The sequence below is a fragment of the Chryseobacterium sp. D764 genome, from assembly GCF_019317325.1.
Lineage (GTDB): Bacteria > Bacteroidota > Bacteroidia > Flavobacteriales > Weeksellaceae > Chryseobacterium.
The window spans coordinates 336673-356167 of sequence record NZ_CP079219.1 but is presented as its reverse complement, the minus strand read 5'-3'; the positions used below and the strand labels follow the sequence as shown (position 1 = coordinate 356167).

Below are 19495 nucleotides of genomic sequence, written 5' to 3'. Positions count from 1 at the left end.
CTTAATGTTCTATTATGGTTAAATTGTTAAATCCATCATCTGGATTTGCAGGATTCGAAGAATCTGTAGTAACTCTAAGCGGAATAGCACCTGAAGTAAGATTTTGATATAATCTTACACTTACTTTAGTCCCTGCCGTAAGAGTAAGGGTAACAGTACTCGATCCTCCAGCCTGTGTTGAACGTATAGCATTTGCGTCATCAGCTGTACCTGTCATAGACTGACCGAAAGTTTTATACACACTGGCAAGAACAGTGCTTGTAGTAGGATTATAAAATTGTGACTCAACTCTTGAACCATCACTAATAACTGCTCCGTTAAAATTGAATGTTAATAAAAAAGTATAAGTTCCGTTTCGGGGAGCTGTAAATTCGCCAGAGCTGGGATCAAAACTATTGCTCATGTCACGTACCTCATTCCAGTTAATAATGGTTGTTGCAGAAGCAGATGGTATAGACTGACTTACAATTTTACGAACAACAATTACAGCCTTTTGAGGGGCAATATACGCTTTGTGCCATACTGCGCCATCAGACACTTCGATTTTAGCACCCACTGGTAAACTGTTTATATCATATCGTGTAGCACCCGCACCTGCCGTTGTTGCCGACATCATTGTTGTCCCTAAACCAAGAGCATTTTCACTTCCTGCTGATCTGATATCCAACTGAACCTTAGGATTAAGAACGCCTGCACCAATGAATCCTGTTGTTTTATTTACAATAACATCATTAGAAACTTGTGTTGCCGTTGGTACTCCTGAAGCAGAATTATCCTTAGCTCCATCTACATGTAAAATCCCTTGTGGGTTACTTGTACCCATTCCTACTTGCGCATTCAATATACCGATAAAGAAGCAACAAGGTAAGATCAGTGCTTTATGTGTTTTTTTTCTCATATTCTCATTTAAAATTTGAGGTAATAAAGGTTGTGAATCCTCACTCTTACGTGAGATTAATCAACCTTTCATAAATCATCTTAATAATTTATAAACCAGATTTTAATTAGGCAAATGTGTTTTTAGAATCTTACTTTCATTGATGTAAACATCAGGTCAATAATAATTTTTGCAAAATTGTTGATTTTCCACCATCAGGCAAAACATAACCTATCGATAGATTTCGATGTTCTGATAGATTTTTATAAGTTTAAGATTCTTTAAGGATTTTGATATTAGTATCATTCGGATACTTTCAAATGAAGTAAAAACCGAAACGGTGTGTGAGGAGATTAAAAACTTAACAAGCAATGACAAAATTGACTTCATAATAGGAGATTTATTTTTAATGAACGAAGTAAAGAAAGTTGCCCAAACGTTTATTGAACGATACGACCGGTTAGACATTTTAATCAACAATGCCGGGGGAATTATGAGCAAAGGGAGACAAGAAACGAAAGAGGGTTTGGAAACAACCATCGCTGTAAATTTATTTGCTCCGTTTTTACTTACTGAGTTGCTATTAGGTTTACTGAAAAAGAGCGAAGACGGCAGAATTATCAATGTTTCTTCCAATTCACATAAGCTCAATGCAAATCCCGATTTTGATGATTTGGAACTAAAGAATAATTACAATCCGCTTGTTGCTTACGGTAATGCAAAACTTTTTCTAATTTGGATTAGTCAGCATCTTTCTGGTAAACTTATTGACGGTGGTTTAAAAAATATTACCGTAAACAGTTTGCATCCCGGTGCTGTTGCCACCAATTTTGGGGTAAACAGTAATTTGGGAAGTTTGCTAAATTTCGTCGTAAAACTGATAAGACCATTTTTTAAAACACCGGAACAAGGAGCTGAAACCATTTTATACTTGGCAACTTCAGAAGATGTAAAGTCAATAAGCGGAAAATATTTTGAGAAGAGAAAAATAAAAACTGCTTCTCAAAAATTTTACAGTGAGCAAAATGAACAACTTGTCTGGGATTATTGTAATAAACGAACAAGCAATAGTAAATAACAAATTGTCTGGACGAAAGAAAGTCATTTACAGCTTTAATGGAACAAGTTTTTAATAGTGTTGAACATTATAATGATTATGATAAGTTTGAAACGTTTTATAACTCACTTGAACCCTATGTAAGGGAAATATTATTATAGAACACTACATGGATCTCATCCCAATTCTTTAAATTCCAATGGAGCTTGGCTGCCAACCAATCCTATTTCATTTATGAACATGCCGATTTTAAGCTATGTAAAAGAAATTTCGCCCAAACCAATATCATTAATTGCCGGAGAAAACGCACATTCAAAATATTTCATGAAGATATTTTTAAAGAGGCTGTAGAACCAAAAGAGCTGATGACAATTCCAAATGCAGTTCACGTGGATTTGTATGATAAAATTGATATAATTGCTTTTGATAAATTAGAATCATTCTTTGAAACTAATTTAAAATAGGTTTCAATTATTAATCAATTATAACAAAAATGGGAGCATTCTGGCTCCCATTTTCTATAAGATTACGTTACTATGTTTAATATCTCCGGAAAATGCAGGAAATCAGATAAAATCTGCTGATGCAAGATATATTGCACCTCAGACCGGTACCTTTCCGTCCATTTTACTACAACATCCAAGGATGCCCCAGGTTGCTTATGCAATTAATGAATTTTATACCGACAGTGCAGGATAATTTTTAATCATAATTATTTTAGATTGCGATATAGAAAGAGATTTTTAATATTGATGTTCTTTCTTAAACTAATATTTCTCTAACATTATGAAAAAATTCGCTTTACTACTTTTCGCATTAATTACGTCAATTCCTGTTTGGGGGCAATATAAACCCTGGACTTCCTCGGAACAACCTTTACAGGAAATCCAGACCTTAAAAAAACAAATTGTAAAGCCCAATTTCAGAAAAAAAGACTATCTCATTACTGATTTTGGTGCTGTGGGTGATGGAAAGACAAAAAATACGGAAGCTTTTAAAAAAGCCGTCGAAAGATGTAATGCAGAAGGCGGAGGAAGAGTTGTCGTTCCAAAAGGTATCTTTTTGACAGGAGCTATTTATTTAAAAAGTAATGTGAATTTACATGTTAACGAAGGTGCAACAATCCTGTTCAGTCAGGACAGTAACGACTACCCTATTGTTTTCACAAGATGGGAAGGAATGGAATGTATGAATTATTCGTCCCTGATCTATGCTTACGAGGAAGAAAATATCGCTGTAACCGGAAAAGGAACACTGGACGGAAACTCTGATAACGACCATTGGTGGTTTTGGTGTGGTGCAAAAAAATATGGTTGGGACGAATCCCGTCCGGGAAGACAAAATCCTGCCCGTGCAAAACTGCATGAATACATGGCCCAAAAGAAAGACCCGAGAGAAAGAATATTTGGTGACGGATATTATTTGAGACCTAATTTCGTTCAGCCTTATAAGAGTAAAAATTTCTATATGGCAGATGTTTTGGTAAAAAATTCTCCAATGTGGAATCTTAATCCTGTATTGTGTGAAAATGTTTTGATTGAAAGAGTAAAAGTAATCAGCCACGGTCCCAATAATGATGGCTTTGATCCTGAAGCCTGTAAAAACGTGTGGATCAAAGATTCATATTTTGATACGGGAGATGATTGTATTGCCATAAAATCCGGAAGAGATGAAGACGGAAGGGGTATCGGCAAACCGGCGGAAAACCACATCATCGAAAACTGTGAAATGAAAGACGGACACGGCGGCGTAGTGATTGGAAGCGAAATTGCGGGCGGAGCAAAAAATATTTATGCCATAGGAAATGTGATGGACAGTAAAAACCTTGACAGGGCACTTCGTATTAAAACCAGTTCAAGCCGGGGCGGAATTATCGAAAATGTATTCTTTTACAATACAAAAGTAGGCGCTTATAAAGAAGCTGCGGTGCGTTTCAATATGCATTACGAAAAACCGGGTAACTTCATCCCTACGATCAGAAACGTCTGGGTAGAAAATATGGTCGTGGAAAAAGGCGGAAAATATACCATCCTTTCTGATGCCTACGAATCTTCTCCTGTAACAGATTTTACAATGATCAATGCTAAAATTAACGGTGTTGAAATTCCATATAAAGTTGATTTCCTAAGAAATGTTACCCTGAAAAACGTGACTGTTAACGGACAGCCATTAACTGATTTAAAAAAATAAAATGCGAAAAACATCCATTTTAGCGGGCTTTATTGTTTTATCTGCATGCTCACATTCTTTTTCTCAATCCAGACACTGGCAAAACAATGAAAGAGAACTGCATTACAAAGAAGACAAAGGTGATTTTTTGTTGGTTAACGGAAGATACCGCTTTAACCGAGCTTTGTATGGCAACAACCGCGCCTCAAGAGTGGAAGCCGGGGATTTGCCGGAGTTTGCGCTGTATCTTCCCGGAATGGGTGGTAATCTTCAGTTTGTTATTCAGAAAGGAAATTCGATTAAAAAATTAATTCAGGCTGATACCATTGAAACCCGTTATCGTCCGGGCCTGATGTTGTATGCCATTAAAGATCAGATTCTTGGAAATGGAAATTTAAAACTGACGGTTTTAGCACAATCTGAAGAAGAAGGTTTGATTTTAAAAATGGAAACAGAAAATGTAGATCCTTCAACAAAGATCTATGCAGTTTATGGCGGAGCAAGCGGAAAAACATTCAGCAGAAACGGCGACATCGGTGCAGACCCGGAATCAGGTTTTTATTTGCTACCGGAATATTGTGAAGACAACCAGTTTCAACTCAATAAAAACCAATTTGAGCTTACTTATTTAAACAAGAAAAAAGAAAACCAATTGATCAGCGGAAGTTTTTCAAACACCCATTCATTACAATTAACCGATGTGAAAACGTTGGAAAAATTATCTGATTTTACACAAAATAAAGCAGAAAAATCTCCGATCATTTACGCAACATATTCAACACAAAAAAATCCTGTTTTTATTCAAATTAAAAAAGGAAAATCAGATCAAAACTTTTCAGACAAACATCTTGCGGATATTTTCAATGAAGCCGAACAATCACGATTATCATTAATCAACTGGATTCAGTTGAAAACTCCGGATTCGGATTTAAATAACTTCGGAGCTACCCTTTCGGTCGCCGCAGATGCCATTTGGGAAAGTCCGACGTTTCTTCATGGCGCAGTTGCCTGGAGAATGAGGCTAAATGCCTGGCGAGGAGCTTATGCAGCCGATGTTCTCAGTTGGCACGATCGTGCAAAAGAACACTTTGAAAGCTATTCCAATTCTCAGGTTTTAAGCCCGGATTCCGCACCCGTTGAGATGGATACGCTTTTGCATCTGGCAAGACACAAAGAAGAAATGGGAACTTCAGTATTCTCAAGTGGATATATTTCCAGAAACCCCAATGACAATTCAAAACCTCATCATTATGATATGAATCTGGTTTTCTTTGATCAGCTGTTTTCTCATTTCAACTACACAGGAGATGTAGATTTTCTAAAGAAAATGTGGCCTGCAATGGTTCGTCACATGGATTGGGAAAAACGAAATTTCAAACGGGGTGACCTTTATGATGCTTATGCTGCAATCTGGGCGAGTGATGCTTTGCAGTATTCGGGGGGAAAAGTAACCCACACTTCTGCCTATCATTACAGAGCCAACCGTGAAATGGCAAAACTGGCGAAAATTATTGGTAAAGATTCCACTCCTTACGAAAAAGAAGCTGAATCTATTTTAAAAGCTATGAAAAACGAGCTTTGGATTAAAAATAAAGGGTATTTTGCTGAATATAAAGACGCCCTGGGCAATCAGATTCTTCACGACAAGCCTGGAATATGGTCGATTTATCATGTTTCGGATGCTTATATTTTAAATGAATTTGAAGACTATCAAAATACGCAGTACGTCAACAATCATATTCCGAAGATCCCCATAATAGTAAAGGGGGGAATTAATAAAGATCACTACACACTTTCCACCACCAACTGGCAGCCTTATGATTGGTCGATCAATAATGTGGCGCTGGCAGAGAATTTACAAACCGCTTTAGCGTATTGGCAGGCAGGAAGAAATGATGAGGCCTATCGACTTTGGAAAGGCAATCTGGCCGAAAGTATGTACTACGGAATCAGTCCGGGAAATTTTGAACAATTATCTCACTATGATGCTTTCCGTGGGGAATTGTACCGTGATTTTGCCGACCCGATTGGTGTGGCTGCAAGAACTTTAACAGAAGGAATTTTCGGAATTTATCCCAAATTATTAGAAAATAAAATCAATATAAAACCCGGGTTTCCCAAAGACTGGAATTTTGCAGAGCTGAAACTTCAGGATTGGGAATTTAAGTTTAACCGAAATTTTAAAAAAACAAATTATTGGTTTAAATCAAACTATGCAAGTGCAGTTTCGCTTGATGTATTGATTCCTGTGAATCATACCAAAATAAGATCGGTAACCGTAAACGGTAAAAAAGTACAATTTGCGATACATCCAAATTCTATTTCACGGCCTTTTGTAAAGTTAGAAACAGAAAAAGGAAAAGAATTTACCATTGAAATTACGTATTCGGGAGATGAATTAAAAACTGAAAAAACAGATTACATCAATTACATCTCTGAAAATCTTCAACTCAATTTAGATCCAAAAAAGAAGATTCAACAGGTTTATGACCCGCAGAAACTGATAAAAATCCGAAACGGGAATCAGTTTGATCTGGTGAAAGAAGAAAGAAAAGGAACCTTTTTCGTTCAATTGGAACAAAATGGAACGAAATGGTGGCAACCTGTAAATGTTGATATTCAATATCCTTTAGAAATAAAATGGGTGAATAAAAAACTGCAAATTCACTCTAAATCATCCAATATAATCAATGGAAAATTGAATATTAATCATTTAAATATAACTTTTTCAATTCAAAAAAATCAAAATACATCAGTTGAAATTCCAACGAATGATCTAAGCAGGGGAACCAACTTTATTCAGCTTGAATACAATGGAATCAAACAAAATGTAGAAATAACAGATTGGGAAATCGAAAATAAAGGCGAGTTCACCCCTGTTTCGTTAGCCTCAAAATATAATGAGAGAGTAACCGGAATTTTCAATCAAAAATATCTTTCCCCAAGATTAAATGTCCCTACTCTACAGCTTCCGTGGCAAGGAATCGGGAACTGGTGCTATCCGCTGACCACTACTCAAATTGATGACAGCGGACTGATGAAAAAACGAAAAGATGGGAAACTTGAGTTCTTAGGAATTCCTTTTTTAATTAATAACGAAGAAAAAAACATTGTCTTTACAAGCCAGTGGGATAATTTTCCGGAATCGGTTGAAATTCCTGTTACGGGAAAAGGAAGAAAAATCTATTTTCTAATGGCAGGTTCTACCAATCCGATGCAGTCACAAATTACCAACGGAACGGTTACGGTTCAGTATTCAGACGGTTCAGATACAGCATTAGAACTAAAAAATCCTGTGAACTGGTGGCCTATCGAGCAGGATTTGTTTGATGATAATTTTGCTTTTGAAATTCCGGATGATAAAATTCCGTACCGGGTTCAGCTGAAAACCGGGGAATTGTACAAAGGAGGAAGTTTAACGAAATATTCAGAAATTAAAGGAGTAAGCAGCCGGGCTGTTGAAGGCGGTGCCGCAACCATTCTGGATCTGCCGATTGACCCAAACAGAGAATTAAAATCCATAAAATTAACAGCAGTGAGCAACGATGTCGTTATCGGACTGATGAGTGCCACTATTCTTAAATAAAAAAATATGAGTAAAAAATTAGCAGTATATCTTGGAATTTTTCTGATAGCCTTTTCTTCATTAACTGCTCAGAAAATAGACCGGAAAAAAGTAGTCCAGCGTCATAATGTAGTGAATACAAAAGCGGATACCCTATCTACTTTAACGGTTGGAAACGGAAAATTTGCTTACACGGTCGACATCACCGGAATGCAGTCGTTTCCTGAATATTACAAAAATGGAGTTTCATTGGGAACCCAGTCGGAATGGGGATGGAACAGCTTTCCAAATACTAAAGATTATACATTTGAGGAAACATTAAAAGCATACGATTTCAACAATGAAGGACGTAAAGCACTGTACAGTGTACAACTCAAAGAGCCTGAACGAAATAAAGGGGCCGTTGAGTATTTCAGAGTCAACAAACACCGTCTGCAATTAGGAAATATCGGTATTGAACTGCTTAAAAAAGATGGTCAGAAAGCAAACATTTCAGACCTGACAAACATTAATCAGAAAATTGATCTTTGGACAGGAATTATAACAAGTGAATTCTCATTGGACGGAACCCCTGTAAAAGTCTGGACGGCTTCTTTTCAGAATTCTGATAAAATAGGAGTTAAAATTGAGTCTGATTTAATTGCTCAAAACAGGTTAAAAGTTTTCGCGCGCTACCCTTCTCCTACCGGACAGTTTCTGGATGATGCTGCTTTTTATGGCAATGAAAACGATCATACGACAAGAATTGTTTCTTCACAATCAACGCAAGGTATCATTCATCATCAGTTGCAGAGTGCAGATTATTATACTCAGTTTTATTTTACGGAAGGAAAATTACGGGAAGCGGGAAAACATTATTTTGTGTTTGAACCGTCTTCAAAAAACAAAAAAATAGAATTAAGCGTTGAATTTTCAGCTAAAAACCCGAAAAGCGGAAAAACGCTATTTGCTGATGCAGAAAAAGAAAGTGTTTCAGCATGGGAGTCTTTCTGGAAAAGCGGTGCAGCAGTTGATTTTGAAGGAAGTACAGACCCAAGGGCGAATGAACTGGAACGCAGGATTGTTCTGTCAGAATATTTAACCAAAGTACAGTGCGGAGGAAGCAATCCGCCACAGGAAACAGGGTTGACCTTCAACAGCTGGTACGGAAAACCGCACACAGAAATGCATTGGTGGCACGGGGTTCACTACGCTTTATGGGGAAGACCTGAGATTTTAGAAAAACAATTGGATTATTATTTCAGGACTTTTGAAAAAGCAAAAAAATTAGCAGAAAGACAAGGCTATAAAGGTGTAAGATGGATTAAAATGTCTGATAATGATGGAAATGAAAGTCCGTCTTCTGTAGCTGCATTCCTGATCTGGGAACAACCGCATATCATCTATATGACCGAACTTCTGTACCGCGACAAACAGGACAAAAAAGTTTTGGAAAAATATAAAGACCTCATTTTTGCAACCGCCGAATTTATGGCAGATTATGCTCATTATGATAAAGAGAAAAACCGTTATAATCTCGGAAAAGGGGTCATTCCGGCACAGGAAGTTTTCCCTGCAAAAGATACATACAACCCAACTTATGAAGTGGCTTATTGGGATTGGGCACTGAAAGTTGCTCAACAATGGAAGGAAAGATTGGGCCAGCCGAGAGATAAAAAATGGGATGAGGTTATTACAAAATTAGCCCCGCTTCCGGTTCAGGATGGCGTTTATTTGTCAACCGAATCTGCAAAAGATTCTTTCACTTTTCCAAAATGGATGACTGATCATCCTGCCGTTCTGGGAGCGTTAGGAATGGTTCCGGAATCTCCGAAACTGGATAAAAAAATCATGAAAAACACACTGGATATTGTTTGGGAAAGATGGAACTGGGAACATACCTGGGGTTGGGATTTCCCGATGACGGCCATGAATGCCGCAAGACTGGGGCTTCCGGATAAAGCTCTGGATGCGCTTTTCATGAATATTCAGACGAATACCTATCTTAAAAACGGTCATAATTTCCAGGATAAACGTCTCCGTATTTATCTTCCCGGAAACGGAGGAGTTTTAACGACTGTTGCCATGATGCTCGAAGGTTGGGACAGTTCCAAAGGTGAATTTCCAGGTTTTCCAAAAGACGGTTCATGGAAAATAAAAGCGGAAGGTTTTAAAAAGATGCCTTAAATTTCATATTCATATAGTAGTAGTTAGAGTCTGCCTTAAGGCAGGCTTTTTTTATATCCTGATTTCAAATTTTCAAATCCAAAACCCAATAATAAAGGCAGATAAATTCAGATTAAAACAGTTCACCGAAAGTACAGGACAGTCTGTTTATATGTTTATATTAAATTAGCCGTAAATCAGATGAGATGGATAAGCCCAGACACTTTACACGGAGAGACTTTTTACAGACCTCAGCCCTTGGGATTACAGCAGGGGTTCTGGGGCTTGCATTTACAAGTTCATCTTCCGGCAAACCTTATTTCAGCTTAAAACCAATCGGGCGGACCTTTTCATTGGAGAACTATTATATTTGGTGTAATTCTCCGATTTGGGGCGAAGACGGTAAGGTTCATCTTTTTTATTCCAGGTGGAGAAAAGAAAAAGGAATGGGCGGCTGGCTCAACGGTTCTGAAATTTGCCGTGCAGAAGCAGATTCTCCCTATGATGAATTCAGGCATAAACAAGTTATTCTTGCTCCCAGAGGCGGCGAATTCTGGGATGCCACAACTTGTCATAATCCTTTAATTACCAAAGTGGAAAATGAGTATTATCTTTTCTACATGGGCAACCACAACGGAAAAACAAATACCAAAAAAATAGGACTTGCCACTTCAAAAAGTCTTGACGGAGATTGGGTAAGACCGGAATCTCCTCTGCTTCTTCCCGGAGAACAGGGCGCATGGGATGACCATTGCACTACCAACCCGGCTTTTATAAAAGGAAATGACGGCAAATTCTGGCTTTTTTATAAATCCTGGAATACTGAGGAATACGAAAATCAGAAAGGTCCGGTAAGAGGAAACCGGAAATATGGATTGGCCAAGGCTGATCATCCTTCAGGTCCTTATGAAAAAATAAAGGAGAATCCTGTCATCGATTTTTCATTGCAGCCTGACAATGCCCAGCTGGAAGATGCTTTTATCTGGAAACAACATGGAAAATTCCATATAGTGGCCCGTGATATGGGATTCTTTAACCATGAATACGGTTTACATTTAACTTCCAGGGATGGCCTTAACTGGTCCAAACCGAAAATCGCTTACCTTGATATGAAAAGTTATGTTAAGGAGCCTGCTCCACCCAGTCATTTAAAACGATTCGGGAGATTGGAACGTCCCATGATTTTAATGGATAAGGACGGTAAGACTCCTAAATTCCTGTTCGGGGCAACACAGGGAGGAAAGTTTGAAACTTCTACATCTTTTGTTTTTGAAATAACAGACACTACAATTTAATTTCTATTCCTTTTTGTTTTTTTTACTCCCATACTAAAGTATACTATTAAGTTTTTTACATGTTATACCTAACTTTGTATACTAAAATTGTATTTTTCCGTTATAATTTATAGCAGAACTATTGCAATTACAATTAATATTATAAATATTTGTAACTTGCCTTGCACCGTTCGTTAACCTTTGAATTATTCTTTAAACTGAAATAAACATCTCCTATCCAATATCATGGCAGAAACATTTGAAATAATAATCAATGAGCATTCCAGAGTTCCCAAATACAAACAGATTGTGGATTCTATTCTTAATGGAATTGATAGCGGAGAGATTAAGATTGGTGAAAAAATCCCTTCCATAAACGAACTCAGCGAGTCTTGCTTTCTTTCAAGAGATACTGTAGAAAAAGCGTATAAAGAACTCCGAAAAAGACAAATCATCGAATCTGTAAAGGGAAAAGGATATTATATCTCACGGATTAATAAAAACGACGTGATCAACATTTTCTTCCTGATCAACAAACCGAGTACTTATAAAATGATGATTTATAATTATTTCGTCAATGCAATCGGTACCAAAGGCAATGTTGAAATGTATATTTACCATTGTGACGAAACACTTTTCATTAATTCCCTAAAAAAGAACCTGGGCGGATTTGATTATTACGTGATCATGCCTCATTTCCGTGATGAGCAGTCTAAACATACCAGCTCAACACAGCAGGTTTTAGATATGATTGAACAAATCCCGAAAAACAAATTATTGTTGTTAGATAATACAAAGCCCAATATTTCAGGAGAATATGGCTCTATATTTCAGGATTTTGAACATGATATTTACAATGCTTTAGAGGAAGGTTTAGACAAAATAAAAAAATACGAAAAGATCATTTTGGTGTATCCCGACAAATCCATTCATCCCTATCCCTTCCGTATTGTCCGCGGTTTTGAAAAATTCTGTAAGGATTTTAAACTCGATTATGAAATTCTTGATGAAATTTATCCCGATATGGAATTGCAGGAAAAAGATATTTTCATTACGATCCGGGAACGGGATCTGGTGAACCTTGTTAAGCAAATCAGACAGAAAAATCTTGAGTTGGGCAAAGACATCGGAATTATTTCCTATAACGAAACGCCTCTTAAAGAACTGCTGGGAATTACGGTAATTACTACAGATTTTAAAGCTATGGGAGAATCTGCAGCCTATATGATTCTGAAAAATAAAAAAGAATCTGTGAATAACGTCTTTAAATTTATTCAAAGAGATTCTTTATAAACAATCATGCAATCGATTACATAAATCATATTTTCGAATTTAGAACAAAAACACTTTTAAATACTATCAAGAAATATATTATTCAATTATGATTAAAAAATTAATTTTTGCCATTGGTTTTATGATGGCAGTAAGTGTTTCAGCGCAGAAAACAAGTGATAAGGAGGCCGTAAATGCTGTTGCCGAAAAGTTCAGATTAGCAATGATAAGCGGAGAAAAACCTGATTTAGAATCTTTGATCCTGCCGGAATTAACTTATGGACATTCAGGAGGTCATATTGATGACGCCAAGGAATTTGTAGAAAAATTAGTCAGCAAAAAGTCTGATTTTGTAACGATTGATATTACAAATCAAACTCTAAATATTGTAGGAAATACAGCCATTGTCCGTCATCATTTTTATGCAACGACCGCTGATGCCGGAAAAGCACCAGGAGATGTGACGTTGGATATCTTATTGGTTTGGGTAAAAGTGAAAAATGACTGGAAGCTATTGGCCAGACAGGCGGTGAAGGCTGAAAAGAAGAAATAAATTTTCAAATTATAACAAACAAAATTCGCAAGATTGTCTTGCGAATTTTTATTTTGAAATTGTTTATGTTTTTTAACGCAAAGATTTTATTTCACTCTGAAGTTTTGCAAATCTTCCGGTTTTTCACAGCAAACCTGCTCCATCACCTGTCTGAACTGCATTTTAAGCATTTCAATAATATGATCGCCGCCTTTGTCCCCTAAAGCTCCTACTGCATACATGAAAGTTCTTCCCATAAAGGTAAATTCAGCACCACAACTTAAAGCACGGGCAACATCCGGACCGGTTCTTACACCGCTGTCCATCATGATTTTAATCTGACCTTTATATTTTTCACTGATTTCTTTCACTACGGCAATCGTAGATTCACCCGCATCAAGCTGCCTTCCTCCATGATTGGAAATAATCATTCCGTCAAAACCTAAACGAACTGCTTCTGCCGCATCTTCGTCTGAAGCAACACCTTTAATGACTAATTTTCCTTTCCATTTGTCGCGGATCGCCTTGATTCTGTCCGAATTCAATCTGCCGGAAAATGTAGAGTTCATAAACTGGCCCAGCTGTTTTACATTCATGTTTTTATCCATATACTTATTCATCGTTGCAAAACTCGGAACACCGTGTTTCAGCATCTCTAAACACCATTGCGGTTTTACCAAAGCCTGGGAAACGTTTCTGAAATTAATTTGAGGCGGCATTGATAAGCCGTTTCTTATTTCTTTTGCTCTGTATCCAAAAGTCGGGACATCAGCTAAAATAACGAGTACATCATATCCGGAAGCTTCACAACGGTCGAGAATATCATCGCGCAGCCATTCTTCTCTCGGATGGTATAACTGATACCAGGCTTTTCCCTCTGTTAATTCGGAAATTCTTTCAAGACTGCTTGTTGTCACTGTACTTAATATGAAGGGAATATTATGCTTAAAAGCTGCTTTTGCTAAAATTTCGGGTGCATTGGGCCACATTAATCCCTGTAACCCAACAGGAGAAACCCCGAAAGGCGCGGAATATTTTACTCCGAATAATTCAGTCTCCATGTTGGTTTCGCTGTAATTATTCAGGTAACGCGGGCGAAGAAGAACTTCTCTTAGTTCGCTCGTATTTCTGTCCCGGTTTATGTTTTCATTACAACCGCCATCCAGATATTCGAAAGCGAAACGGGGCATTCTTTTTTTTGCCTTTTCGATTAAAAGTTCAAGCGAAGCGTAACGGGTGTCAAATGGAAATGCCATGTTTTATAAATTAAGAATTAACGGTTGAAGCACTTTCATCTGATAATGCTGCTGTAAAAAAGTTTCGTCTATTTTTTTGTTCGAAATCACCATGGAAGCTCCCAATGCAGAACCCAGCGGAGAATGGGTAGACATCACATTGTAATGCTGAAAATGGTGAGACATGAGCTTCATAAATACATCATTATCAGTGAATCCGCCATCGATATAAATGTTTTCGATATCCGAATTCCCGATCGCATTTTTGATGGTATGAATCTGTAAATCCATCAGTTCTATCATTAATTGATGATATGCTTCTTCAAAAGTAGCAAATGATTTTAAATCTGTTTCACTGATCATTTTTCGTTTCAAAATAATACCTTCAAAGCGAAAATAGATGTTTTTATTTTTCATTAAGCGCAAATACAGATCCTGATCAAACTGTACTTCTCTGTGGAAACCATATTCTTTTCCATAATAAGCGCATAATTTTTCAACCTGAATTTTATATTCATTTCCCATGAAAAAACGGGATGCTTTTACACGTTTCCCATCAATCCGCATATAATTCAGGCAATTATTTTCTATATCTTCATCAGTAAGACTTTCATCATTAAAAGGGTTTAACGAAATACTCCAGGTTCCTGTTGAAAGCAGTAAAAATGGCTCTTTTTTGCTTAAAATATAAGGTAATAATGCTGAAGAACTGTCGTGAATCCCAACACCTATTTTAATTTTTTTATTTCTGTAAGAAGTATTGATACTCGCAGAAGTCGGCACAATTGGAGGTAATAAAGCATCTATTTCTTCTTCATACACCCAGTCGTGATAATCCGCTTTGTCGTAATCCCACAAATTGGTGTGACAGCCTATCGAAGTAAACTCCGACACACAAATTCCGGTAAATAAATATGATAAATACTGAGGTAAATGAAGACTGTAACGGATTTTTCTGAATATTTCCGGATGCTTATATTTCAACCAGAATAACTGCAGGCCTGAATTAAGCATTCCTGCCTGAGGTGATGCTGTTTCGCGGGCAATTTTCAGTTTGCTGCCATGTTTTTCATAAAATAAATCAAGAATTTCCTGATCCATTGGTTTGGTGTAATTGTATAGTGGAGTCAGAACATTTCCTTTCTGATCCAGATGCACAAAACTCGCTCCATAGGTGGAAAAATTGATGGCTTTTACTTCATATTCTTCATTATCAAGAATGGCATTAAAATTATCTTTTATCCAATTTTGTAAGGCTGCAAGGTCTTCCGAAGGATAATCATCCTCATCAATAGTGAGCGGTAATTCTGTATATTCCCGAACAACTTCTTTATAATTCTTATCGAATAAAAAGAACTTTTTATTGGTTTTTCCAATATCAAATACAATGGTTACCTTTTTTTTAGACATTCCTGGGATGAATTTTTATTTTTTGTCATTGCGAGGAGCGAAGCAGCAAAGCAATCTATTTTTTAAACGCAGAGTTCACAAAGTTTTATTTGACTACTAAACGTTTTTAAGTTTGCAAAGGCTTTTTACTCAACAAAGTATACTAATTTGTTTTAAACACCATTAAGGAGTGTTCAGATATTAAGATTATCAGAAAAAATCCACTAATTTCTTTAAGCAATATTACTTAAAAACCCAATAATCTAAACACTTTCAACCTTAATGATAAAAATATAAGGATACATATAATAATAACTTTCGATTGCACTCAAAAGTTGAAATTATCAGTTTTAAAACAGGGTTTTATAATCCCGTTGCTTTGGTTTCTAAACCTCTTTCAGCAATTAAATTTTCTCTTACCTTTAAACTTCTGTAAGCTGCAATCGGATCTAAAGCGGCTCCTGCCTGCAGTCTTGCAGCCCTTAATAAAGGACGAACATCTGTTCTGTAGGCATTTTGCAAAATATCCTGCGCACTAACGACATCGTTGTTTAACTGTGCTGTTTTTAATGCTTTCTGATCAACCAGAAGTGCCTGTGCGTAAGCAATTAAAATAGCTTCCAGAGACTGTAATAAATCTTCCAGCGGATCTTTAATGTTATGACTTGCATCAATCATCCAGGCCGGATAAGGGTTTTGAGGATTGTTTTCCATACCGTACACCAATTCATTGAAAATCAAGAACAAGGCATAAGGTTTAATGGAACCTACCGTTAAATCATCATCACCATATTTGCTGTCGTTGAAATGAAAACCTCCTAATTTTCCTTTGTACATAAGGGTTGCAACAATCTGTTCAATATTAGTATTCGGTAAATGATGACCTAAATCTACCAGTGTATAAGCTCTTTCACCACAAGCATTGGCCAACATAAACGAAGTTCCCCAATCCTGAATTGTGGTTGAATAAAAATTCGGTTCGTAAGGTTTATATTCAATGAAAAGTTTCCAATCTTCAGGCATTCCTGCGTAAATTTCTTTTAAACTTTTTTCAGTGTTTGACAATGCGGTCTGAAAATTCAATTGTCCCGGAAAACTTGCTCCGTCCGCCAGCCAAACCGTTAAACTTTTTGAATCTAATTCTTTTCCGATCCTGATCACTTCTTTGTTGTGTTCCACGGCATAGGCTCTTGAATCTTCATTCGCAGCATTCAGAGAACCGAATTTATAAGAGTGCTCAGCTCCTGCCTGATCCTGGAATGTGTTGGAATTCATGGCATCAAAAACAAGTCCGTGAGAGGCAGCTATTTCTTTAATGGCTTTCACATCAGTTGGAATATCCCAAGGAATATGTAATGAAACAGCTCCTGCAGAATGCGTTAAAGCATGAATTAAACCTACATCATCCAATTTTTGCTCTAAAGAAGAAGGTTCGCCGCCATAGGAAAATCTTCCAAAACGGGTTCCTCCCGCTCCTAAAGCCCAGCTCGGAATAGCCACCTGGAAATCAGCGATTTTGTTGACAATCTCAGCAACATTGGCTCCTGATCTTGTTAATTTATTTTGTAGAAAATCGAAATCTGTCGTAAAGTTTTCAATTTCTGGTTTATTATATTGTTCAATGATATCTTTTCCTATAATCATGATTTGATTTTTTTGAATTGATTTTTAACCACAAGAGACACAAAAGCTTTTTATTTTTAAACGCTTTAGAACACTTAAGCTTTAAAAAGTTTAAATCAATGGAAAGAAAAAGTCCACATAAGAAGAAAATCAAAGATTTTCAAAAAAACTTAAGTGTCAAAAAAAGCCTTTTGTGATGAATTTTTTTAATCTATTATCTTGGGAAAGCATTTGCCATTCCTCCGTCTACATTGATGATGTTTCCTGTGGTTTTATCTAAGATGGCAACGCACGCAAAAACTCCGTTTGCAATGTCTTCAGGAAGGATAATTTCGTTTAATAAATTTCTTTTTGCATAAAATGCCGGCAGTTCTTCAACAGAAATTCCGTTGGCTTTTGCACGGCCTTCTGCCCAGGCTCCTTCCCAGATTTTACTTCCTACAATTACCCCGTCAGGATTTACAACATTTACTCGGATTTTATCTGTTGCCAATTCTGCTGCCAGTAATCTTGTCATATGCTGTTGAGCGGCTTTTGCAGTTCCGTATGCCACGTTATTAGGGCCGGCAACCAATCCGTTTTTACTTGCGATGTTAACAATATCTCCTCCTAAGCCTTGCTTTTTCATGATTTCCACCCCATTTTTCACCATCAAAAACTGACCTTTTACCAAAACATCTTCCAGTAAATCCCAGTCTTTTGTAGTGGTATCTTCCAATGATTTGGAAATCGCTAAGCCAGCAGAATGAACAATGATATCTACTCCACCGAACGCTAAAACTGTGTCTTTAAAAGCATTAGCAATAGCCTCTTCATTAGTCACATCACAAGTAACCGCTACAGCCTGATCTTTGCTGTATTTTTCTGTAACAGAATCTAAAGTTTCCTGATTCAGGTCTGTAAAAACAACGACAGCACCTTCCTGAACCATTTTGTCTGCAATAGCCTGTCCGATTCCGCCTCCGGCTCCTGTAACAACAGCAATTTTTCTTGACAATGGCTTTTCTTTAGGCATTCTTTGAAGCTTAGCTTCTTCAAGCAACCAATATTCAATATCAAAAGCTTCCTGTCTTGGTAATGAAGTGTATTCTGAAATAGCTTCTGCTCCGCGCATTACGTTGATTGCATTGACGTAAAATTCGCTTGCCACACGGGTTGTCTGCTTATCTTTTGAGAAACTGAACATTCCTACTCCCGGATAAATGATGATCACAGGATTCGGATCACGCATTGCAGGGCTGTTCGGGTGTTTACAGGTTTCATAATATTCTGTGTACTCCTGTCTGTACTGTTCGAAAAGAGGAGTTAGTTTTTCTAAAACAGCTTTAGCATCGCTTACATCTTCATTTTTATCTAAAGTTAAAACTAACGGCTGAATCTTAGTTCTTAAGAAGTGATCCGGACAAGAAGTTCCTAGTGGTGCCAAACGCTCCAAATCATTGCTGTTGATGTATTCCAAAACCACATCGCTGTCTGTGAAGTGCCCCACCATCCTGCTTTCGGAAGAAGCCAGGCCACGTAATAACGGCATCAGCTGAGCTGCTTTATTCTTACGCTCATCAGCAGGAAGAGATTCAACTTTCTGTCCACCGAAAACATGTCCTTTTTCTCTAATTTTTTCAGCAATATATTCAGAAGCCTTTTCAATAACTTCCAAACTGTTGATGTAGCATTCGTAAGAAGTATCTCCCCAGGTAAATAATCCGTGGCTTCCTAAAACAATTCCTCTGATCCCAGGGTTATCATTTAAACATTTTTCCAATTGTAATCCTAAGTCGAAACCCGGGCGCTGCCATGGAACCCAGCCCATTGTATCACCCCAGATTTCCTTTGTGATTTTTTCACTGTCTTTTGCGGCCGCTACTGCAATTAAAGCATCCGGATGAAGGTGATCAATATGTTTGAATGGAAGTAAACCATGTAAAGGTGTATCAATAGAAGGAGCTTTGCTTTCCAGGTCAAAAATACAGTGATTGAATAAGCCCACCATTCTGTCTTCATCTGCTAAGCCCTGGTACACATTTTTCAGGTTTCTCAATCTTTCTGTGTATAATCCGGCAATTCCTTTTCTTGTTAGTGTTCCGATGTCACCGCCCGAGCCTTTTACCCACATCACCTCAACTTCTTCGTTAGTTAACGGGTCTTTTTCAATGGTTTTGCAGCTTGTGTTACCACCTCCGTAATTGGTAATTCTTAAATCTGCCCCTAATATATTTGAGCGGTATAAAAATAAAGCTACCTGATCATTTCCGAAAGATGCAGCTTTGTTTTCGTCCCATAAATAGTCTACGTATTTGAATGTTTTTACTTTTTCCATTGGTTTACTTATATTTCTGAATTTCTATCCAAAATTAGAC

12 protein-coding genes are annotated in these 19495 nt (G+C 37.2%); 7 read left to right on the top strand and 5 right to left on the bottom strand.

Features of this window, described 5'->3' with window-relative positions:
• Nucleotide 1 precedes the first annotated feature (1 nt).
• On the bottom strand, nt 2-898 hold the full coding sequence (locus KYG33_RS01485) for a hypothetical protein (RefSeq protein WP_180565670.1): 897 nt from the start codon (nt 896-898) through the stop codon (nt 2-4).
• Nucleotides 899-1217: 319 nt separating this feature from the next.
• Between KYG33_RS01485 and KYG33_RS01480 the strand changes: the two genes are divergently transcribed.
• The 7 genes from KYG33_RS01480 (at nt 1218) to KYG33_RS01450 (ending at nt 12912) form a co-directional block, all read left to right on the top strand.
• Nucleotides 1218-1955 (top strand): SDR family NAD(P)-dependent oxidoreductase, encoded by a 738-nt coding sequence (locus KYG33_RS01480; protein WP_219072546.1) that lies wholly within the window; start codon nt 1218-1220, stop codon nt 1953-1955.
• A gap of 765 nt (nt 1956-2720) precedes the next feature.
• Nucleotides 2721-4124 carry a glycoside hydrolase family 28 protein gene (locus KYG33_RS01475; RefSeq protein WP_219072545.1) on the top strand — a complete coding sequence of 468 codons (1404 nt, stop codon included), beginning with the start codon at nt 2721-2723 and terminating at the stop codon, nt 4122-4124.
• A gap of 1 nt (nt 4125) precedes the next feature.
• On the top strand, nt 4126-7689 hold the full coding sequence (locus KYG33_RS01470; RefSeq protein ID WP_219072544.1) for a DUF4450 domain-containing protein: 3564 nt from the start codon (nt 4126-4128) through the stop codon (nt 7687-7689).
• A 6-nt stretch (nt 7690-7695) separates the two neighbouring features.
• The gene (locus KYG33_RS01465) at nt 7696-9834 is read left to right on the top strand and encodes a hypothetical protein (protein WP_180564035.1); all 2139 of its coding nucleotides are present in this window, start codon (nt 7696-7698) and stop codon (nt 9832-9834) included.
• Nucleotides 9835-10019: 185 nt separating this feature from the next.
• Nucleotides 10020-11108 carry a twin-arginine translocation signal domain-containing protein gene (locus KYG33_RS01460; RefSeq protein ID WP_219072543.1) on the top strand — a complete coding sequence of 363 codons (1089 nt, stop codon included), beginning with the start codon at nt 10020-10022 and terminating at the stop codon, nt 11106-11108.
• A 225-nt stretch (nt 11109-11333) separates the two neighbouring features.
• Nucleotides 11334-12380: a GntR family transcriptional regulator gene (locus tag KYG33_RS01455; protein ID WP_077416308.1), complete on the top strand. Its 1047-nt coding sequence runs from the start codon at nt 11334-11336 to the stop codon at nt 12378-12380.
• 88 nt (nt 12381-12468) lie between these two features.
• On the top strand, nt 12469-12912 hold the full coding sequence (locus tag KYG33_RS01450) for a nuclear transport factor 2 family protein (protein ID WP_077416306.1): 444 nt from the start codon (nt 12469-12471) through the stop codon (nt 12910-12912).
• A gap of 86 nt (nt 12913-12998) precedes the next feature.
• On the opposite strand, the gene KYG33_RS01445 is transcribed toward KYG33_RS01450, so the two are convergent.
• From KYG33_RS01445 to KYG33_RS01430, 4 genes are all read right to left on the bottom strand, one after another.
• Nucleotides 12999-14147 (bottom strand): alpha-hydroxy acid oxidase, encoded by a 1149-nt coding sequence (locus KYG33_RS01445; protein ID WP_219072542.1) that lies wholly within the window; start codon nt 14145-14147, stop codon nt 12999-13001.
• Between the two features lie 3 nt (nt 14148-14150).
• Nucleotides 14151-15536 (bottom strand): FGGY-family carbohydrate kinase, encoded by a 1386-nt coding sequence (locus KYG33_RS01440; RefSeq protein WP_219072541.1) that lies wholly within the window; start codon nt 15534-15536, stop codon nt 14151-14153.
• Nucleotides 15537-15878: 342 nt separating this feature from the next.
• Nucleotides 15879-17159, bottom strand: coding sequence for a sugar isomerase (locus KYG33_RS01435; RefSeq protein WP_219072540.1), 1281 nt, complete (start codon nt 17157-17159; stop codon nt 15879-15881).
• Nucleotides 17160-17352: 193 nt separating this feature from the next.
• Nucleotides 17353-19455: a bifunctional aldolase/short-chain dehydrogenase gene (locus KYG33_RS01430; RefSeq protein ID WP_219072539.1), complete on the bottom strand. Its 2103-nt coding sequence runs from the start codon at nt 19453-19455 to the stop codon at nt 17353-17355.
• Between the last annotated feature and the right edge of the window lie 40 nt (nt 19456-19495).